Origin of the sequence: Mesorhizobium sp. B2-4-17, assembly GCF_006441275.1 — a bacterium.
Taxonomy (GTDB): domain Bacteria; phylum Pseudomonadota; class Alphaproteobacteria; order Rhizobiales; family Rhizobiaceae; genus Mesorhizobium.
This window is the reverse complement of sequence record NZ_VFUX01000010.1, coordinates 82269-101737: the sequence shown is the minus strand read 5'-3', so window position 1 is coordinate 101737 and position 19469 is coordinate 82269. Positions and strand designations below refer to the sequence as shown.

Annotated in this window: 16 protein-coding genes; 8 read left to right on the top strand and 8 right to left on the bottom strand. The window is 64.3% G+C overall.

All coding sequences use genetic code 11. The features are described 5' to 3' along the window. The 5 genes from FJ548_RS10230 to FJ548_RS10210 all read right to left on the bottom strand — a co-directional run bounded on the left by FJ548_RS10230 (position 1) and on the right by FJ548_RS10210 (position 7335). Positions 1-3105, bottom strand: a complete 3105-nt coding sequence (locus FJ548_RS10230) for an efflux RND transporter permease subunit (protein WP_281407061.1) — start codon at positions 3103-3105, stop codon at positions 1-3. Continuing rightward, positions 3105-4187 carry an efflux RND transporter periplasmic adaptor subunit gene (locus tag FJ548_RS10225; RefSeq protein WP_140777797.1) on the bottom strand — a complete coding sequence of 361 codons (1083 nt, stop codon included), beginning with the start codon at positions 4185-4187 and terminating at the stop codon, positions 3105-3107. The genes FJ548_RS10230 and FJ548_RS10225 overlap by 1 nt, the downstream gene beginning before the upstream one ends. Before the next feature lie 283 nt (positions 4188-4470). Continuing rightward, positions 4471-5241 carry a 3-hydroxybutyrate dehydrogenase gene (locus FJ548_RS10220; RefSeq protein WP_246678612.1) on the bottom strand — a complete coding sequence of 257 codons (771 nt, stop codon included), beginning with the start codon at positions 5239-5241 and terminating at the stop codon, positions 4471-4473. A 40-nt stretch (positions 5242-5281) separates the two neighbouring features. Beyond that, a complete protein-coding gene (locus tag FJ548_RS10215; RefSeq protein WP_140777795.1) occupies positions 5282-6067 on the bottom strand; it encodes an acetoacetate decarboxylase in 786 nt (261 codons plus the stop codon). A 104-nt stretch (positions 6068-6171) separates the two neighbouring features. Further along, complete coding sequence (locus FJ548_RS10210; RefSeq protein ID WP_140777794.1) at positions 6172-7335, bottom strand: patatin-like phospholipase family protein; 1164 nt, start codon at positions 7333-7335, stop codon at positions 6172-6174. 162 nt (positions 7336-7497) lie between these two features. On the opposite strand from FJ548_RS10210, the gene FJ548_RS10205 reads away from it, so the two are divergent. From FJ548_RS10205 to minE, 4 genes are all read left to right on the top strand, one after another. Then, positions 7498-8121: a TetR/AcrR family transcriptional regulator gene (locus FJ548_RS10205; protein WP_140612068.1), complete on the top strand. Its 624-nt coding sequence runs from the start codon at positions 7498-7500 to the stop codon at positions 8119-8121. A gap of 232 nt (positions 8122-8353) precedes the next feature. Next, positions 8354-9295 carry a septum site-determining protein MinC gene (minC, locus tag FJ548_RS10200; RefSeq protein WP_140777793.1) on the top strand — a complete coding sequence of 314 codons (942 nt, stop codon included), beginning with the start codon at positions 8354-8356 and terminating at the stop codon, positions 9293-9295. Between the two features lie 123 nt (positions 9296-9418). Then, entirely contained in the window at positions 9419-10234 is an 816-nt protein-coding gene (minD, locus tag FJ548_RS10195; protein ID WP_140612060.1) for a septum site-determining protein MinD, read from the top strand. Then, positions 10231-10503, top strand: a complete 273-nt coding sequence (gene minE / locus FJ548_RS10190; RefSeq protein WP_140612058.1) for a cell division topological specificity factor MinE — start codon at positions 10231-10233, stop codon at positions 10501-10503. Before minD ends, minE begins: the two co-directional genes overlap by 4 nt. Positions 10504-10590: 87 nt before the next feature. Here the strand turns inward: minE and FJ548_RS10185 are convergent, their stop codons facing one another. From FJ548_RS10185 to FJ548_RS10175, 3 genes are all read right to left on the bottom strand, one after another. Next, positions 10591-11220, bottom strand: coding sequence for a sulfotransferase family protein (locus FJ548_RS10185; RefSeq protein WP_246678609.1), 630 nt, complete (start codon positions 11218-11220; stop codon positions 10591-10593). A gap of 96 nt (positions 11221-11316) precedes the next feature. Next, positions 11317-12558, bottom strand: coding sequence for an ATP-binding protein (locus FJ548_RS10180; protein WP_140777792.1), 1242 nt, complete (start codon positions 12556-12558; stop codon positions 11317-11319). Then, entirely contained in the window at positions 12555-13280 is a 726-nt protein-coding gene (locus tag FJ548_RS10175) for a response regulator (protein WP_140777791.1), read from the bottom strand. Before FJ548_RS10175 ends, FJ548_RS10180 begins: the two co-directional genes overlap by 4 nt. A 208-nt stretch (positions 13281-13488) precedes the next feature. On the opposite strand from FJ548_RS10175, the gene FJ548_RS10170 reads away from it, so the two are divergent. The 4 genes from FJ548_RS10170 (at position 13489) to FJ548_RS10155 (ending at position 19294) form a co-directional block, all read left to right on the top strand. Beyond that, positions 13489-14208, top strand: a complete 720-nt coding sequence (locus FJ548_RS10170) for a hypothetical protein (protein WP_140777790.1) — start codon at positions 13489-13491, stop codon at positions 14206-14208. A 116-nt stretch (positions 14209-14324) separates the two neighbouring features. Further along, on the top strand, positions 14325-14879 hold the full coding sequence (locus FJ548_RS30370) for a hypothetical protein (RefSeq protein WP_246678608.1): 555 nt from the start codon (positions 14325-14327) through the stop codon (positions 14877-14879). Further along, a complete protein-coding gene (locus FJ548_RS10160; protein WP_140777789.1) occupies positions 14863-16134 on the top strand; it encodes an efflux RND transporter periplasmic adaptor subunit in 1272 nt (423 codons plus the stop codon). Before FJ548_RS30370 ends, FJ548_RS10160 begins: the two co-directional genes overlap by 17 nt. 4 nt (positions 16135-16138) lie before the next feature. After that, positions 16139-19294, top strand: a complete 3156-nt coding sequence (locus FJ548_RS10155; protein ID WP_140777788.1) for an efflux RND transporter permease subunit — start codon at positions 16139-16141, stop codon at positions 19292-19294. Positions 19295-19469 lie beyond the last annotated feature (175 nt).

The following is a 19469-nucleotide window of genomic DNA, read 5'->3' as shown; positions in this document are numbered from 1 at the left end:
TTATCGATCCGACAAGGCCAGGATCGGGATTGCGTCGGCGCTGGGCTCGGGCGCCGCCAACGGCTCGTCGCTTTCCCGGATTCCGTTCACCATCACATAAAAGGCTGGCAGGAAAACCAGCGTCAGCATGGTGGCGACGGCGAGCCCCCCGACGATGGCGTAGGCCATCGGCCCCCAGAAGACGTCGTGCATGATCGGGATCATGCCGAGAATCGCCGCGGCCGCGGTGAGCATGATCGGCCGGAACCGGTGGACGGTGGCATCGATCACCGCCTTCCACGGTTCTATTCCTTGAGCCCGCTCATGCTCGATCTGGTGCACCAGGATCACCGAGTTGCGGATGATCATGCCGGCGAGCGCAATGATGCCGAGCGTCGCGATGAAGCCCATCGGGGTGCTGGTGGTCAGCAGCGCGATGGCAACTCCGATCAGCCCGAGAGGCGCCACGCTGATAACCATGGCGACCTGCCGGAAACTGCCGAGTTGGACCATCAGCACCGTGAGCATCAGGGTGATCATCAGCGGGAACTGGGCCAGCAGGGCAGCGTTGCTGAGCGCGGTCTTTTCCACCGTGCCGCCGGTCTCGATCGACGTTTCCGCCGGCATCGACTTGGAAAGCGCCTCCAGCGCGGCGGCAACGTGCTGGTGCACGAAGGCCGGCTGCAGTCCCGGCAGCGGCTCTGCCTGGACTGTGATCGTGGGCAGGCGCCGGCGCCTCCAGACATAGCCTTCATCGAGGTCGTATTTGAAATCGGCGAGCTCCCGCAACGGAACGGATGCGCCCGTCGGCGTGGTGATCTGAAGGTGGCGCAGGGCTTCGATGCTGGAACGCTCGTCGTTCTGGGCGCGTGCGACCACGTCGACCAGGTAGATGGAATCGCGCAGTTGCGTGACCGTCGAGCCGTTGAGCACCCGGTTGAGGGCCTGGGAAAGCTGTTCGGAGCTAAGCCCCGCCTGCCGAACGCGGTCCTGGTCGACGACGATGCGCAACGTCTTGTTCTTCTCGCCCCAGTCGAAGTTGACGGTCTGCACGAGGCCGGAAGCCCGCAGGATATCGGCCACCTGCTCGCCATATTTCCTGGCATCGTCGGGAGTAGGCGCGCTCACCCGGTATTGCACGGGCCAGCCGACCGGCGGCCCCAGTTCCAGGCGCGAAATGCGCGCGGTCACGTCCGGAAAATTGTCGGCGAACAGCGCCTGCAGTTTGGCCTGCACACGATCGCGCGCCTGAAGGTCCTTGGCCACGACCACGGTCTCGGCCATGAAGTCGTTGTCGAGCTGCACATCCAGGGGCAGGTAGAACCGGATGGCGCCGCCGCCGACATAGGAGGAGAAGTGGTCGATGTCGGCGTCACCCGCAAGCGCCTTCTCCAGCCGTTTGGTTTGCGTCTCGGTAGCGGTGATGGAGGCATTCTTGGGCAGCGTCATCGTCACCAGCAGTTCAGGCCGGTTGGAGGCCGGGAAGAACTGTTGCTGGACGAAGCCCATGCCGTAAAGCGAGAGGCCAAAGGCAACGAGAGATGCGGCGATGGTGAGAAAACGGTGCCGCATGGTGAACGCCAGCAGGCGTCGGAACAGCCGCATGAGTGGCCCTGGCTCCGCCGCCCCATGCGCTTTCATGTGCTTGGGCAAGAGGGTCAGCCCGAGCACCGGCGCGAAGAGGACGGCCACGAACCATGACGCGATGAGCGCCACGCCTATGACGGCGAACAGCGAGAAGGTGTATTGCCCGGTATTGTTGTCCGCGAACCCGATCGGCAGGAAGCCGAGCAGCGTGATCAGTGTTCCCGTCAGCATCGGGAAGGCGGTGGACGTATAGGCAAAGGTTGCCGCCTTGATCTTCGGCATGCCTTCTTCGATCTTGGAGATCATCATCTCGATGGTGATCATGGCGTCGTCGACCAGAAGGCCGAGAGCGATGATCAGCGCACCAAGCGAAATGCGCTGCAGGCTGATTCCCGCCGCTTCCATGAACGCGAAGACGATGGCGAGGACGAGCGGGATGGACAGGGCGACCACCAGGCCGGCGCGCAGGCCGAGGCTGAGGAAGCTCACCACGAGCACGATGGCGACCGCTTCGAGGAGGGCCTTGGTGAATTCGCCGATGGCCTCACGCACGACCTCGGGCTGGTCCGAGACCAGATTGAGCTCGATGCCGACAGGAAAGCGCTGCTTCAGCCGCTCCGCCACCGCGTGCAGTCCCTTGCCGAAGTCGAGATTGTTGCCGCCGTCGCGCATGTTGATGCCGATGCCGATGGCCGGCTTGCCGTTGACGCGAAACATCTTGCTGGGCGGATCGCTATAGCCGCGCTGCACCTCGGCGATGTCCGAGAGCTTGTAGAAGCGCCCGTTCACGGAAAAATTGAGCTTGGCTATGTCGCCGGGTGCCAACAAGGAGCCGGTCATGTCGACCAGCATGTTCTCGCTGGGCGTGTTGATGATTCCGGAAGGCACGACGGCATTCTGATGGGCGATCGCCGTCAGCACGTCATCGAGGCTGAGCTTCAGGTTGGCGAGCTTCTGCGGTGAGAAATTCAAATAGACCTTTTCGTCCTGGTCGCCATAGATGTCGACCTTGCCTACGTCTGGAGCACGCAGGAATTCGGCCCGCGCGGTCTCGGCGAAGTCACGCGCCTGACGCGGGCTGAAACCGTCATAGGTTATGCCGTAGATGGAGCCGAAGACGTCGCCGAACTCGTCATTGAAGAACGGCCCGACCACGCCTTGCGGCAGGGTCTGACTTATGTCGCTGACCTTCTTGCGGACCTGGTACCAGATGCCGGCGAGGTCGCGCTTGCGAGTGGATTCCTTCAGGTAGACGAAAATCGTCGCCTGGCCCGGCTTGGTGTAGCTCTTGAGGTAGTCGAGGTTCGGAGTTTCCTCGAGCTTCTTCTCGATCCGGTCCGTCACCTGCTGCATCGTGTCAGCCGCGGTGGCCCCGGGCCAGTTTGCCTGGACCACCATGGTCTGCACCGTGAAATCCGGGTCTTCCTGACGACCGAGACGCTCGTAGGAGGTGATACCAGCCGCCACGCAGACGAGCATCAGGAAGACGACGATCGAGCGGTTGTGAACGGCCCATTCGGAAAGGTTGAAGCTGGCCATCACTCGACCTCCGCATTGGGCTTGACCACTTCGCCGTCAGCCAGCGAGTTCACGCCGGCGACCACCACCTTGTCGCCCGCGGACAGTCCCTCGCTCACGGTGACGGAATTTGCATCGAACTGCAGCAGTTGGACCTTGCGACGCTCGACCTTGTCGTCTTTGCCGACCACCCAAACTTGCGGCTCGTTTCCCGACTGCAGCAGCGCGCTCGGGGGAAGTGTCGCAACCATGTGACCCTGGTCGCTTTCGACCCGACCGACGACGATTGCTCCCAGCCGCATTTGCGGGGGCGGAGCAGGCATGGCAACCTTCACCTGATAGGTGCCCGTGGCGCTGTCGGCCTCGGGCGAAATCTCGCGGACCGTGCCGGTCACCGCGATTTCAGGGTGGGCCTGAAGCGCAACGTTCACCGGCATGCCAAGGCTTGCCCTGATGATGTCCTCGCTGGCGACGGCAAAGACGGCTTCGCGCTCGTCATTGCGCGAAATCTCGATCACCATCTGTCCGGCGACCACCACCTGGCCGGGGTCCGCGCCGGTCGCGGTCACGATGCCATCGTCGGGCGCCTTGAGCTCCGTATAGGCGAGCTGGTTCTGGGCGATGCGCAGATTGGCGTCGCTCGCCTGAACTTGTGCCTGCGCGCTCCGCAGCGACTTCAGCGCGTCATCATACTGCGAATGCGTGGCGAAGCCCTTCCCGAGCAGGAGCCGAAACCTTTCCTCCTGGGCGGCGGCCTGGACGAGCGCGGACTTGGCCGCGTCGAGGTCCGCCGCCGTGGCGGTCACCTTGTTCTGGTAATCCACCGCGCTCAGTGTCGCGAGCTTCTGGCCCTTCTTGACCGTTGCGCCGGCGTCGACATCGCGTGAGACGAGCCTGCCGCCGACCTCGAAGCCAACCTGGCTGACATAGCGCGATTGGATGCGCCCGGCGCCTTGCGCCACCAGCATGAACTTGTGGGGCGTCACCACCATCACGCGCGCCGTTCGTGGCGCTGCCGGCGCCTCGGCCTCCTTTTGTGAACAGCCGGCAAGACAAAGGCCGGCGATGCCGGCCAAAAGGGAAAGACGCCACGACAGGCGCATGGAAGCCTCCGCTCGAAAGATCGGGTTGCAGGGAACTGGAAAGGCGAGCCACGGGCCGAACTGAGTGGCTCATTTCGATTTAGACTAGTAAGTCAAATCGACTATCTAGTCAATATGAGTTACGCGCAATCGTGCCATGCAAAAAGGCCATGGCGAATGGAAGGCCACTTCGAACGAGATGGGAAGCGAGACCCGCCCAGGGCGCCAAGCCCATCAACTGGCCGACGTCCGCAACGCTTCACGGCCCCCATGTCTCGTCGCCGGCTTGGTTCCAAAGTCTTGGCTACTGCATGGACCATCCGTGGCTGACCACCAGCGACTGGCCGGTCAGCGCGCTAGACGGGAAGGCCGCGAGAAACAACGCTGCTTCCGCCACGTCCTGAACAGTCGTGAACTCGCCGTCGACGGTCTCCTTCAGCATGATGTTTTTGACGACTTCCGCTTCAGATATCCCGAACTCGCGGGCCTGCTCCGGAATCTGCTTTTCCACCAGCGGCGTGCGAACGAAACCGGGGCAGATCACATTGGCACGAACTCCATGCGCGGCACCCTCCTTCGCTACGACCTTAGCCAGGCCGATCAGGCCATGCTTAGCTGTCACGTAAGCGGCTTTGAGCGGCGATGCTTCCTTGGAATGTACCGATCCCATGTAGATGATGCTGCCGCTGTTCTGCTTGTACATCTGCCGCAAGGCGGCGCGGGTGGTCAGGAAGGCGCCATCGAGGTGGATGGAAAGGAGTTTCTTCCATTTTGCGAATTCGAATTCGACGAGTGGGCCGACGATCTGGACACCGGCATTGCTGACCAGGACGTCCAACCGGCCGAAGGCCTGGATCGCTTGGCCCATGCCGATTTCGACTTGCTCCTCATCGCCGACGTCCATCGCGACTCCGAGCGCACGTTTGCCCGTGGGATCGATCTCAGCCGCGGTCCTTTGGGCCGCCTGCCGATCGAGATCCGCGATGACCACCATTGCCCCCTCACTGGCAAAGGTGAGTGCAATTTCCCTGCCGATGCCGCTGGCGGCGCCAGTGATCATCACGACCTTGTCCATAAGACGGCCGTCCGGATTTGCATGCTCGACCGACAACGTTTCATTCAGCGAATGCATGGGTTTTTCCTTTGCTAAACATTGGCTTCGTGTCGGCAAGATAGTCATGGACCACCGTGCCGAGCGGCAGCGTCAGATCGGCAACGATGTGCATCGCCGATACCACTTCGAGAACCGGCAGCTCTGCCACCGGGGCCAGCGCGTGCGACCAAAGATCGAGCGATGCCGGGCCGTGCCAGGCTTCCTTGAGATCGATGTCTTCCAAACGGTATTCGACCAGCTCACAGATGCGCGGCCTGCCGTCGACATGGGGGATGATCTTGAGCAGGAAATTGGGTCCGCTGAGTGAGGTCCTTACGGAAGCGGGTTCGGCAGCCCGATGCTTGTAGCCCATCGTTGCGGTGGCGACGCGGACCGGGCCGTAGTCGAGCGTGCCCACAAGAGTATCGGTCTCCACGCGGAGCGTGGGACTGGCCAGCTTCTTCGGGAAACCCCACAGTTCGCGGCCACCTGCGATCGGCGGGTGATCGTCAAGAAACATGCAATGGGTGTAGCTGCCATGGCGGCCGCGAAAGGAGACAGGAATGACCTGTCCACTTTCCGTGTAGTCGCCAAAGCCCGAAGAGTCGGGCATGCGTATGAACTCGAACTTCACCAACGGGTCGGGCACATCAAGCGGTTCCGGCACAAGCTCGCGCAACTTCCTCGGATCCGTCCGATAGGTGATGATCAGATACTCGCGATTTCGGAAACGATATGGACCGACTGGATAGGCGGGGTTGGTCAGAGGCATGGCAAAGGCCGTTTCCCTGACAGCGTCTTGGTTCATGGCTGGTGTTCCTTGGGTGAAGCGGTCTGCTGGGTTTCAGGAGAAGCCCGTTTGAGCTTGGAGGATTGGAGCACGATCTCGATCGCGCAGCCGCGTCGCGACCGCTACTCCTGTCCGTCCTCGGCGAGATCGTACGTGCTGACTCCCTCCAGATTGTCCGGTCTGCCCAGTGCCTCTGGCTGACGCAGCGTGCGCACCGCGTCGTGGTAACCGGCTTGCCAATGGTCCTCCATCGACAGCCTGGAAAACTCGTAATCCTTCGAGTGCGTCTCGTACTGTCTGGACCGATAGATCAGGTGAACCAATTTGTAGACCTTGTGGTCGGCAAGGGAGCTCAGCATGGTGGCTTCATCGCTGCCGAGCAGGTCGGCGGGAAGCTTTGCGAGTAAGCCCGCAAGCGCGTGCCGGGACCGCTGCTGCTGCTTGAACTGCTCGGTGTTGGCGCGCGTGCGGCTGGAATACTGGATTTCCTTCTGCCTGGTCGCCACGTCGGCAAGATTGCGAGGAAAATCACCTTGGGCGCTCCATAGGTCCACCTGGAAGGCGAGCGTGTCCTGCCGAGGCCCGTTCTCGGCCACCCATTGCAACGGAGTGTTCGAGATGAGGCCGCCGTCCCAGTAGAACTCCCCCTCGATCTCAATGGCCGGGAAGCCTGGCGGGAGCGAGCCGCTGGCCATCACGTGCTCTGGACGGATCGTATGGGTTTGATTGTCGAAGTAGACGAAATTACCCGTGCACACGTTGACTGCGCCTGCGCTGAAACGCATGCCGCCTGCGTTGATCCGGTCGAAGTCGACGAGCCGCTCAAGCGTGCTCTTCAGGTGGGTGGTTTCGTAAAAGCTTGTGCCCTCGATTGCTCCACCCGGGCGGAGCCAGGGAGCGGGTTGCCGGAGGCTGAAAAAGCCCGGCGCGCCGGCGATTGCCGCGCAGGCTGCGCTGAACTGATTGAAGATCGCGCGGGGCAGGTCGCCTTTGGGAGCCAGCGCGTCCACAGCGGTAGCCCAGTCGAGCAGAGGGTTCGCCGTAATCTCGCGCCAGAACGCACGTAGCTTTGAGACCCGTTCGGAAGGCGCGTTACCGGCAATGATTGCCGCGTTGATGGAGCCGATGGACACGCCGGCAACCCAGTCCGGATGAATGTCGGCTTCCGCAAGAGCTTCATAGACTCCCGCTTGGTAGGCCCCGAGCGCGCCTCCACCTTGCAGCACCAAGGCAATGCATTCGAACGGCAGCGGCCTTGATTTGAAGTGCTGGGACTGAACATTCATTGATGCCATTCCTTATTGTCAGATACGCTTGTGTTGCGAACACCGGAGCTCGAGCTGCTGCCCGGCTCGCTGGGCAAGTTTCGGATTGTACAAATGCGTCAAATCGACTATTTGGTCAATATGAAATTTGCGTAATGGTGCAATGCAAAAAAGGCAGGACGGATGGCAAAGGTTGATTTGGCGCGCAGGGCGGAGATCGGACGGGAGAAGCGGGAAAGAACGCGTACGCTGATCTTGGATGCCGGGATGATGCTGATGGGAGAACGGCCTCGCGAGGCCGTTACGATCGATGCCGTGGTGGAGGCAGCCGGGATAGCGAAGGGTACCTTCTACTATCACTTCCAGAGCATCGACGAACTGGCCGCGGCTGTAGGGGAGAAACTCGGCGAGAGCTTCGACGCGGTGCTGACGGATGCACGCCTCGCACTTGAAGATCCTGTCAAACGCTTGTCTTTCGCCTTCGCGAAGTTCCTGGAAAAGGCGATCTCGGACCCAAACTGGGCACGGCTGGTCGTTCAGAGTTCTCAGTCGCGCGCCGAGTATGCGCGCGGTATTCGAGCGAATCTGAAGGCGGATATTACCCAGGCAATAGCCCAGGATCGAATGAGCATACGCGACGCGGAGCTCGCGGTGGACATCGTCACGGGTATATGGCTGCAGGTGACGCGAGGCATCCTCGATCGTGGCCCCCGGCCCGAATTGACGCAACTGACCATCGAGGCGGTACTACGGGCGCTCGGCGCATCGCGGTCGGACCAGCAGAACGCCTGGAAACAATGGGCATGACCGCACGCGCGCCACACTGGAAAGGCGACTTTCCAGCCAATCTCCCGAAAGCGGACGTTCCGCTTTTTCTCTGGCCCAATGAAGACATTCGCGGCGTCATAGGCAGGCATGCGGTACCGGCACTCGGCCGACCTTGAATTCTCTCCCTGGCTGCCAAGTTGATCGCCTCCATTAACCATTTGTTAACCATTCGGCCGGCACCCTTTAACCATTGAGTAAGGATTCGCCAGCCGTGACCTTTGCCGCCCCCCTCGAGGCCAAATCCATTCGTTTCCGCGCCCGCTCCTTCGTCGCGTTCACGCTGACGCCGGAGGCGCCGATTTCTGACTGGCTGGAGGGGCTGGATCACTGGATCGGCAATTCGCCGGGCTATTTTTCCGGCCGGCCGGTGGTGCTCGATCTCAATGTGCTGAAGCCCGCCGTCGAGGATATCGCGCTGCTGGTCGCCGCGCTTGGGGCGCGCGGCATCCGTGTCTATGCCATCGAGATGGAGGGTGCTTCGCTCGGGCCTGACCTGCCGCCGCTGCTGGCCGGCGCCAAGGAGGCGACGGCGGAGGGGCTGCTTGGCCGGGCCGCGCGCAAGGCGCGGGCGGAAGAGCTGGAAGCGGCGGCCGCCGAGGCGCCGGCCCGGGCGGAACCGTCAGGGCAAAATGCGGTCCATGCTGAGGCCTTGCAGGCCTCGCAGGACGAGATGGCGGATCCCGCGCTGGCAAGGCTCGAAGCGGTCCGGATCGAACCGGCCCGGACGGCGGTGGCCCGGACGGAGGCGGCAACAACGGATGCGGCCGGGACCGAGGCTCCAAGGGTGGGGCAGGGTGCTGTCCAGATGCCCCCCGAACCCGCCGCTGGCACGCTGATGATCAAGGCGCCGATCCGTTCCGGACAGTCGGTCTTCCATCCGCACGGCGACGTCATCGTGCTTGGCTCGGTGGCGTCGGGTTCCGAGATCGTCGCCGGCGGCTCGATCCATGTCTACGGCACACTGCGCGGCCGGGCGATCGCGGGCTCGGAAGGCAATATTTCGGCGCGCATCTTTTGCCGCAAGAACGAGGCGGAGCTGCTCGCGGTCGACGGCTGGTACACCACGGCCGAGGAAATGGAAGGGGTGTCGCGCGGCAAGGCGGTGCAGGCCTTCCTCGAAAACGATGCGCTGTGCGTGTTGCCGCTCGGCTGAGGCCGGCTCCCGAGGCGCAAGCTTCGGGCCGGCTTCGCGTGCGAGTGTCGGCGGTTCTGATCAGGCGCCGTGCTGGCCACGGCGAAACGAAAACATAAAAACGCCAACGGAGGCTGGATTTATATGGGCAAGGTAGTGGTGGTCACTTCGGGCAAGGGGGGCGTCGGCAAGACGACCTCGACGGCCGCACTCGGCGCTGCCGTGGCCAAGACCGGCAAGAAGGTGGCGCTGGTCGACTTCGACGTCGGCCTCAGGAACCTCGACCTCATCATGGGCGCCGAGCGGCGCGTGGTGTTCGACCTCGTCAACGTCATCCAGGGCACCGCCAAGCTGTCGCAGGCGCTGATCCGCGACAAGCGGCTGGAGACGCTCTATCTGCTGCCGGCCTCGCAGACGCGTGACAAGGATGCGCTGACCGAGGAGGGTGTGGCCGAAGTCATCGCCCGACTGCGCCAGGTGTTCGACTATGTGTTCTGCGACAGCCCGGCCGGCATCGAGCGTGGCGCGCAGCTCGCCATGCGCTTCGCCGACGAGGCGGTCATCGTCACCAACCCGGAAGTGTCGTCGGTGCGCGATTCCGACCGCATCATCGGCCTGCTCGACGCCCGCACCATGCGCGCCGAACAGGGCGAGCACATCGCCAAGCACGTGCTGGTCACGCGCTATGACGCGGCGCGCGCGGCGCGCGGCGAGATGCTGTCGATCGACGACGTGCTCGAGATCCTCTCGGTGCCGCTGCTCGGCATCATTCCCGAGAGCCAGGACGTGCTGAGAGCCTCCAACCTCGGCGCGCCGGTAACGCTCTCCGAACCCACCAACGCCGCCGCCAAGGCCTATCTCGAAGCGGCCCGGCGCCTGGAAGGCGAAGACCTGCCGGTAATCGTGCCCTTCGAGCGCAAGGGCTTCCTCGACCGGCTTCTCGGAAGGAGGGCCGCATGAGCATCCTCGACCTCTTCAAGCGGCGCACCAGCGCGCCGGTGGCGCGCGAGCGGCTGCAGGTGCTGCTCGCCTATGAGCGCCGCAGCCGTGGCCAGCCCGATCTCGTTTCCGTTCTGCGCGAAGAGATTCTGGCTGTCATCGCCAAGCATGTGCAGATCGACCAGGACTACATCCAGGTCTCGATGGACCGCGGCGAGACCATGTCGACGCTGGAAATCGACATCCAGATCCCCAACAAAAGCGCCGTGCCGCTGGCGATGGCGGGGTAAAAACGCCGCGCTTTTTCCTCGCCCCACGCCAGAGGGGGCGAGGAACCCAGATTCGCCGGGGCCCGGCACCGCCGGCATTCGTCCAGATCAGTTCAGCGAAAATCTCGACCTGAAGCTCTCGGCGGCGTTGCGGTTGGGATAATCCTGATCCGGTATCGCAACGCCGAGATGGCTGCACAGCGGTTCCCAGCCATCGCCGAGTGCATGGACCAGCAGCCGCTCCGGTGCAACCCTGGCGTACACCGCACGGACATTGGCCTCGTAGCAGGCAATGGCATGCGCCCGATCGCCGGGCCGCCCGCCGAACACCTGCCTGGCGATCAGGGTAACGCCCAGCGATTCCTGATCCACGCTTTGCTTAAGTGCCGCCACGATCGTTTTTTCAAAACTCTCCCACCAGCTTTCGGCCGAGCGGTAGGTCAGGATCACTCTGGCATCCGGATAGAATTCGATCAGTTCACGCCAGTAGTACGCCGAGGGCCAGTCCAGACAGGAGGCATATCCCGAGAGCAGCTGGTTCCAGTCCGGCGCGGCACCTTGGGCCAGCGCACGCCACATCCGTTTCTGCTCCTCGTTGCCCATCACTTCATGCATGTGATGACAGGGGCCGAAGCCGAGAATGGCCAGCGCCTCGCGCATTGAATCCGTGCCCGTGCGGCCGAAGCCAGTTCCGATTACCTTGATCGACATCTCCGCGCGCTCCCATTCGATCCGCAAGCCGTTGCCGGGAGCATATCAGTCCGCACGCCGAAGATGCACGAGAAGTAGACGCCGGTCGCCATCGGCTTCGGGCGGGGCGAACGGCGCCGACGCTCACGCCACCTCAAACATCACCGTCTGTGCCAGTCCGCCGCCCGTGCGGTTCTCCAGCGTGACCGTGCCGCCGTAGCGCTCGATGATTTCCTTGGCGATGGCGAGGCCCAGTCCGGCGCCGGGAATGGATTGCTGGCGGCCGGGGTCGACGCGGAAGAAGGGCTCGAAGGCCTTGTTGATGAGGTCGGACGGAATGCCCGGGCCGTTGTCGAAAATAGTCAGGACCGCGCGCCTGTTGGTGACGGCAAGGGTGATGGTGCAGGCCTTGCCGTGGGTGGCGGCGTTGACGATCAGGTTGCGCAGCGCGCGGCGCAGGCCGAGCGCGCCGGCACGGATCGAGACCTTGTCCAGATGCCCGATCGAGACGGCATGGCCGAGCGAGGCCATTTCGGCTGATATGTCGCGCACCATCTTCTCCAGGTCGATCGGCTCGACGGCATCCTGGTTCACCTCCTCGCGCACGAGGCGGATGGCGCTGTCGGCGATGCGGTCGAGCTCGTCGAGGTCGTGGAGCCATTTGTCGCGCTCCTCGTCGAGGAATTCTGCGCGCAGCCGCATGCGCGTCATCGGCGTGCGCAAATCATGGCCGGCGGCGGCGACCAGCCGCATGCGGCTTTCCATTGATGTCTTCAGCCGCGACGAGAGTTGGTTCAGCGCGTGCGCCGTCGCCTTGACCTCGGCCGAACCGACTTCCGGCACCGCGGCCAGCATGCCGTCGCTGCCGATCTTGGAGACGGCGGCCTCCAGCATTTCCAGCGGCCGGATCAGCACGGCGGTGAAATAGACCGAGACGGCCGTGGCGCCGGCCACGATCAGCGAGATCCAGCCGGCCAGCACCAGCCATTCGCGCCGCGGCGGCTTGAGGTGCGGCACCTCCATGATCGCCCAGCGGCTGTCGGGCAGTTGCACCGATGCGATCTGGCCGGGTTGGTCCGGCTTCGCGCTGATGATGGCCAGCAAGTCGAGGCCGCGGCGGTGCAGGATGTCGTTGAGCATCGCCGTTTCCGCACGATCGACCTTGCCGCCGGCCGGACGCTCGGCGAACTGCACCCGCAGCACGTCCGGAATGGGCCCCGGCAGCAGCCGCGCAACGAGCTCCATCTGCTGGGCGACCCACGGCACGGTCAGTTCCGGCGGCGGCCCGCCGCCGCGCACGCTGAGCACGGCCGCTGTCGCCAGGCCGACGACGCCGACGATCGAGATGACCAGCAGCAGGATGAGGCGGCGGCGCAGCGAATTCACGCCTGCGCCTCCACCGCCTCGACGCGCGCGGTGAGTTGGTAGCCGCCATTGCGCACGGTCTTGAACAGCGGCCCGTCGCCGGTATCGGCGAATTTGCGGCGCAGCCGGCTCATCAGCACGTCGACCGAGCGTTCCAGCGGATCACGCTCGCGCCCCTGGGTGAGATCGAGCAGCTGGTCACGCGACAACAACCTGCCGGGGCGGTCGAGGAAAACCTGCAAGAGATCGAACTCGGCGCCGGTGAGGTCGATAAGCTCGCCTCGGGCATCCGTCACCTTGCGGGTGTCGGGCTCCAGCCGGTAGCTGGCGAAGCGGTAGATGCGCGGGCGGGGGGCCGGCGCCTCTTCGGGCACCGCGCGCCGCAGCACGGCGCGGATGCGGGCGATGAGTTCGCGTGGGTTGAAGGGCTTGCCGAGATAGTCGTCGGCGCCGAGTTCCAGGCCGATGATGCGGTCCACATCTTCCTTCAGCGCCGTGAGCAGGATCACCGGGATCTGCGGCTTGCGGTCGCGCAAGGCGCGGCAGATGTCGAGCCCCGAACCGTCCGGCAACATGACGTCGAGCACGACGAGGTCGAACTGGCCGGAGGCCAGCTTCTGCTCGCACTCGCGCCGGTCCGCCGCCACCGAGACGCGGAAACCCTGGCCGTCGAGATAGCGGCCGAGAAGCGTCCTGATCTCGCGGTCGTCGTCAACGACAAGGATGTGGGGATGTGACTGCATGATCGTGCCCTTGCTCGACCGTGATTATAGGAAGAGCGCGCGCGAGCGGCATGGAAAATTGCAACGCAATGTTGCCAGCGGGCCGCTGGAAACATTCGGAAACAAATTGCCCCGTTGCGGAAACCTTCGGCAACATGCCGACGCGAAGCGGACAAACAGCCTTCCTATCGTCATGGCCATCCGATGCATGAGAGAAAGGAACACCGTCATGCGAAGCAGACTTCTTGCGCTCGGCCTGTTTTCCGTCGCCGCTATCCACCCCGCTCTGGCCGCCCAGCCAGATCCCGACGGCGCCCCTGGTGGGCCGCCAGCCATGGCTATGCAGGATGGGCCTGACCACGGGCCGATGGCCTTGTGCGGCCAGAACGGGCCGGGCCCGCAGGGCTTTGGCCCGCATGGGCCGATGCGGCACGGTCCACGGGGTTGGGGTCCGCAGGGTTGGGGCGGGCAGGGCTTTGGCCCGGAAGGTTTCGGCCCCCGCCGCATGGGACTGCCGCCGGATTTCATGCTGGCGGCCCGGCTGGCGGTGCTGGAGACGCGCGTCGGCATCCGCAGCGAGCAGCTCGACGCGTGGCGCGACTATACCAGCGCGCTGCAGGCGCTGCTTGCGCGTCACGATCATGGTCCTGGCGGCTCCGAGGCCAAGGGCCCCGATGCGGGTCCGGGCGGCAAGGCCGATCCCTTCGCCTTCCAGGAGAGGCTGGCCGACGACGTCACGGCGCGCTCGGCCTCGGCCGCCAAGCTGAAGGATGCGATCGCCGTGCTGCGCGCCAAGCTCACGCCCGAACAGCTCGAAATCCTCGCTTCGGCGGAACGCCCGCATGGACCACCCCCCGGTCCCCTGGGCGGCCCGCCGGATGACGCAGCCGGCCAAGGCGGCCTGCCCAATGATGGCCCGCCGCCGCCCCAGCCCGGGAACGGCGGATAATCCTGGCCGGCCGCGCCGGCCGGCCCGGTGTCCAACCCGTTCTCGGGCCGGCCGGTCTTGTGGATGGCGGTCCTGTACCGCCGTCCACCCTTCGATACCCCAATGGAAGCACGGCAATGTGGGAAGCCCTGATGATGCTGCGGCTGATCGCGTCGGTCAGCCCGAAATTCTCGCTCGGCCGCGCCGGCCGCCGGGCGGCACCGCCCGGGCGCGGCGTGCCGCTGGCCCTGCCGGCCGATACGCTGAAGGGCGCGATCCGCCTGGACTTCGCCGCCTGGCGCCTGTCGCTGCCAGTCTCGCGGCCCCACCGCCACGGACACTATCGCCGCAAGATCGCGCAGGGCGCCCGGCAAGGTGCTTGGCATGTCGTCGATCATCGGCATAATGCCATGGATGGGCATCGCGGCCGCCAACTCGAAATTCATCGGGTGTTCTCTGGCCGAGAAGAAGGAGCGCAGCATGAGCCGCTTCGAAGTTTTGTTCGACGCCGTACCGGCGTGGCCTTTGCCATGACATCGGGCGCCATGACATCGGGCGCCGTGGCACCGATCGTCACCACATCGCTCGCCATCGCCGGCACTCTCGTCGATCCTTTCAACCCCACCTTCGCGGACAGCCAGACGGCGACCGAAACTCCAGGGAAAGATCCAGGCCATGCCGATCCAGTCTAATCATCCGCGCCGCTTCGCCCCCTGGACGGTGGCGCTCACTGCCGCCCTTCTGCTGGCGGCATGTTCGCAGGAGCAGGGCAAGACGCCGGCCGGCATGGGTGGCGTGGGCAAGCCGGAGGTCGGCGTCGTCACGCTGCATCCGCAATCGGTCGCTATCACGGCCGAATTGCCGGGACGCACGGCGGCTTCGCTGATCGCCGAGGTACGGCCGCAAGTGGACGGCATCATCCAGCAGCGCCTGTTCGAGGAGGGCGCCGAGGTGGTGGTGGGGCAACCGCTCTATCTCATCGACCCGGCCAGCTACCAGGCCGCCTACGACAGCGCCGTAGCGGCCCAGCAGAAGGCGGAAGCGGCGGTGCCGACCGCGCAGGCCAAGTTCGACCGCTACGCCGGGCTCTTGAAGCAGAACGTTGTTTCCAAACAGGATTATGACGATGCCGCCGCCACGCTGGCGCAGGCCCAGGCGGATGTGGCTTCGGCCAAGGCCAGCGTGGAGACGGCGCGCATCAGCCTCGATCGCACCTCGATCACCGCGCCGATCGCCGGCCGCATCGACAAGTCCACGCTGACGCCGGGCGCGCTGGTCACCACCAATCAGGCAACCGTGCTGACCACCATCCGTTCGCTCGACCCGATCAATGTCGACGTTACGCAGTCGAGCACCAATCTGCTCGATCTGCGCCAGGCGATCACGGAAGGGCGGCTGAAGTTCAGCGGTCCCAATGTCAGCGTCAAGCTGAAGCTCGAGAACGGCACCATCTACGCGCAGACCGGCAAGATGGAATTCGCCGGCGCCAATGTCGACCAGACGACCGGCACCTTCGCGCTCAGGGCCGAGTTCCCCAATCCCGATCGCCTGCTTCTGCCGGGCATGTATGTGCGGGCACTCGTCGAGGAGGGCGTCGCCCAGAACAGCTTCCTGGTGCCGCAGCGCGCCGTCACCCGCAACACCAAGGGCGAGGCGACCGCCATGGTCATCAACGCGCAGGGCAAGGTCGAGACGCGCGTGCTCGCGGTGCGCAACAGCGTCGGCAACAACTGGCTGGTGGATTCGGGCGTCGGCGACAACGATCGTGTCATTGTCGAGGGCCTGCAACTGGTGCGGCCCGGCGGCGATGCGACGGGTGTCGAAGTGACAATCGACGAGGCGACCGGCGAGATCAAGGATCGCGGGCAGACATCGGCCGCATCCGCCCCCTCCAAGATGGCCAGCGCCGGCCAGCAACCGGCGCCCGCCGCCTCGACCGGAAACTGAGCCGATGTCCACATTCTTCATCAACCGGCCGATCTTCGCCTGGGTGATCGCCATCGTGATCATGCTGGGGGGCCTGCTCGCGCTCACCACGCTGCCGATCTCGCAATATCCGCAGATCGCGCCGACCACGGTCAACATCAGCGCCACCTATCCGGGCGCGGACGCCCAGACGGTGGAAAATTCGGTGACCAAGGTCATCGAGCAAGGCATGACCGGCATCGACAATCTCGATTACATGACGGCCACATCGACCTCGACCGGTTCGGCCTCGATCACGCTGACCTTCACCAGTGCCGCCAATCCCGACACCGCCCAGGTGCAGACGCAGAACAAGCTGCAACTCGTCCAGTCGCAGCTGCCGCAAGTGGTGCAGAGCAACGGCATCACCGTCTCCAAATCCTCGACCGGCTTCCTGATGGTCATCGGTTTCGTCTCCAGCGACGGCAAGATGAACTCGACCGATCTGGCCGATTATATCGACGCCACCATCAACGACACGCTGAAGCGCGTCGAAGGCGTCGGCTCGACGCAGCTTTTCGGCTCGGGCTATGCCATGCGCATCTGGCTCGATCCCGACAAGCTCGCCAAATATGCCTTGATGCCGAGTGACGTGGCGGCCGCGATCCAGGCGCAGAACACGCAGGTCTCGGCCGGCCAGCTCGGCGGCCTGCCGGCGCGCAAGGGCCAGGAACTCAACGCCACGGTGACCGCCAAGAGCCGGTTGCAGACCGCGGAACAGTTCCGCAACATCATCCTGAAGAGCCAGACGGACGGTTCGCTGGTCCGCCTCAACGATGTCGCCACGGTCGAGCTCGGCGCCAAAAGCTACACGACGCAAGCCCACTACAACGGCAAGCCGGCGGCCGGTGTCGCCATCAATCTGGCGACCGGCGCCAACGCCATCAACACCGCGGAGGCGGTGCGCTCGACGATCAATCGCCTGAGCTCGACCTTCCCGCAAGGGGTCGAGGTCGTCTATCCCTACGACACCTCGCCCTTCGTGCGGCTTTCGATCGAGGAGGTGGTCAAGACGCTGGCCGAGGCGATCGTGCTGGTGTTCCTGGTGATGTTCATCTTCCTGCAGAATTTGCGGGCGACGATCATCCCGACCATCGCCGTGCCGGTCGTGCTGCTCGGCACGTTCGGCGTGCTGTCGCTGTTCGGCTATTCCGTCAACACACTGACCATGTTCGCCATGGTGCTGGCCATCGGCCTGCTCGTCGACGACGCCATCGTGGTGGTCGAGAATGTCGAGCGCGTCATGCAGGAGGAAGATCTGTCGCCGAAAGAGGCGACGGAAAAATCGATGAACGAGATCACCGGCGCGCTGGTCGGCATCGCCACCGTGCTTTCGGCCGTGTTCGTGCCGATGGCTTTCTTCGGCGGTTCCACCGGCATCATCTACCGGCAGTTCTCGGTGACCATCGTCTCGGCCATGGTGCTGTCCGTGCTGGTGGCGCTGGTGCTGACACCGGCGCTTTGCGCCACGATCCTGCGGCGGCCGAAGAACCATGCGACGCAGACCGGTCCATTCGGCTGGTTCAACCGCATGTTCGACCGCGGCACGACAGCCTATCGCGATGGCTCGCATGGCATCATCAACCGGTCGTGGCGCTTCCTCGCCGTGTTCCTGGCCATCGTCATCGGCGTCGGCTGGTTGTTTGCCCGGCTGCCGAGTTCGTTCCTGCCTGAAGAAGACCAGGGCATCCTGATCACCAGCGTGCAGCTGCCGGTCGGCGCCACGCAGGACCGCACCGAGCGCGTGCTGGCGCAGGTGACCGACCACTATCTGAAGGACGAAAAGGACGCGGTCGCGGGCGTCTTCACCGCATCGGGCTTCGGCTTCGGCGGCGCCGGGCAGAATGTCGGCATCGCCTTTGTGCCGCTGAAGGCTTTCGACCAGCGCAAATCGCCGGCCATGGCCGCGCAGGCGATCGCCGGTCGCGCCATGGGCGCGTTCAGGAAGATCAGGGACGCGCAGGTCTTCGCGCTTGCGCCTCCGGCCATCCAGGGCTTCGGCAACACCAATGGCTTCGACTTCTACCTGCAGGATGTCAACGGCGCCGGTCACGACGCACTGATCCAGACGCGCAACCAGCTTCTGGGCCTCGCCGCGCAGAGCAAGTTGCTTGCCAATACCAGGCCCAACGGCCAGGAGGACCAGCCGCAATTCTCCATCGACATCGACCAGGAAAAGGCAAGCGCGCTGGGCGTCAGCCTCGCCGACATCAACAACACGCTCTCGACCGCCTGGGGCAGCAACTACGTCAACGATTTCATCGATCGTGGACGGGTGAAGCCGGTCTATTTGCAGTCGGACGCCAACTTCCGCATGCAGCCGGAAGACCTGGACAAATGGCAGGTGCGCAATCCGAGCGGCGACATGGTGCCGTTCTCGGCCTTCGCCTCCAGCCACTGGACCTTCGGCTCGCCCCGGCTCGAACGCTACAATGGATCGGCCGCGGTCGAGATCCAGGGCGCCGCGGCGGCCGGAGTGAGTTCGGGCGCGGCGATGGACGAGATCGACAGGCTGGTCGCCCAACTGCCGCCCGGCTATTCGCATGAATGGACCGGGCTGTCGCATCAGGAACGGCTTTCGGGCAACCAGGCGACGTCGCTCTATGCGATTTCGGCGCTGGTTGTGTTCCTGTGCCTTGCGGCACTTTATGAAAGCTGGTCGATCCCGTTCGCGGTCATGCTGTCGGTGCCGATCGGCATCTTCGGCGCGCTGCTGGCGGCAAGCCTGTTCGGCCAGACCAACGACGTCTATTTCAAGGTCGGCCTGCTGACCACGATCGGCTTGGCTGCCAAGAACGCCATCCTGATCGTCGAATTCGCGATCGAGCGGCAAGCGGCGGGCATGGGGCTCGTCGAGGCGACGCTGGAGGCGGCGCGACAACGGTTGCGGCCGATCCTGATGACGTCGCTGGCCTTCATCCTCGGCGTCACACCGCTCGCGATCGCCAGCGGCGCCGGCTCCGGCGCGCAGAACTCGGTCGGCATCGGCGTCATGGGCGGCATGATCGCGGCGACCGTGATCGGCGTGTTCCTGGTGCCGCTGCTGTTCGTGACGGTGCGACGCATTTTCAAGGGCAGGGCGGCCAAACAAGATCCCGGGCAGGATACCGACGAAACGCCGGTGACGGCCACCCAGCAATAGGGAAACGTCCCATGACAGGTTGAAACGTGGCCCGGTGCCACGGGCACCTCATTTCGCCTGTGATATCGGAACGGCTTTGTCGACAGCAACAAGCCCGAAATCATCGACATCAAGACCGGGCCAAGGCTGGCCGACCAACTCGTCACGCAGTGACTAAAATGTGTAAGCCGAAGCA

Excerpts from the sequence above, each read along its gene's own strand:
- FJ548_RS10230 (WP_281407061.1), bottom strand. The coding sequence starts at position 3,105 with ATGGCCAGCTTCAACCTTTCCGAATGGGCCGTTCACAACCGCTCGATC.
- FJ548_RS10220 (WP_246678612.1), bottom strand. The coding sequence starts at position 5,241 with ATGGACAAGGTCGTGATGATCACTGGCGCCGCCAGCGGCATCGGCAGG.
- FJ548_RS10215 (WP_140777795.1), bottom strand. The coding sequence starts at position 6,067 with ATGAACCAAGACGCTGTCAGGGAAACGGCCTTTGCCATGCCTCTGACC.
- FJ548_RS10225 (WP_140777797.1), bottom strand. The coding sequence starts at position 4,187 with ATGCGCCTGTCGTGGCGTCTTTCCCTTTTGGCCGGCATCGCCGGCCTT.
- FJ548_RS10205 (WP_140612068.1), top strand. The coding sequence starts at position 7,498 with ATGGCAAAGGTTGATTTGGCGCGCAGGGCGGAGATCGGACGGGAGAAG.
- FJ548_RS30370 (WP_246678608.1), top strand. The coding sequence starts at position 14,325 with ATGTGGGAAGCCCTGATGATGCTGCGGCTGATCGCGTCGGTCAGCCCG.
- FJ548_RS10175 (WP_140777791.1), bottom strand. The coding sequence starts at position 13,280 with ATGCAGTCACATCCCCACATCCTTGTCGTTGACGACGACCGCGAGATC.
- minE (WP_140612058.1), top strand. The coding sequence starts at position 10,231 with ATGAGCATCCTCGACCTCTTCAAGCGGCGCACCAGCGCGCCGGTGGCG.
- minD (WP_140612060.1), top strand. The coding sequence starts at position 9,419 with ATGGGCAAGGTAGTGGTGGTCACTTCGGGCAAGGGGGGCGTCGGCAAG.
- FJ548_RS10170 (WP_140777790.1), top strand. The coding sequence starts at position 13,489 with ATGCGAAGCAGACTTCTTGCGCTCGGCCTGTTTTCCGTCGCCGCTATC.
- FJ548_RS10210 (WP_140777794.1), bottom strand. The coding sequence starts at position 7,335 with ATGAATGTTCAGTCCCAGCACTTCAAATCAAGGCCGCTGCCGTTCGAA.
- FJ548_RS10155 (WP_140777788.1), top strand. The coding sequence starts at position 16,139 with ATGTCCACATTCTTCATCAACCGGCCGATCTTCGCCTGGGTGATCGCC.
- FJ548_RS10160 (WP_140777789.1), top strand. The coding sequence starts at position 14,863 with ATGCCGATCCAGTCTAATCATCCGCGCCGCTTCGCCCCCTGGACGGTG.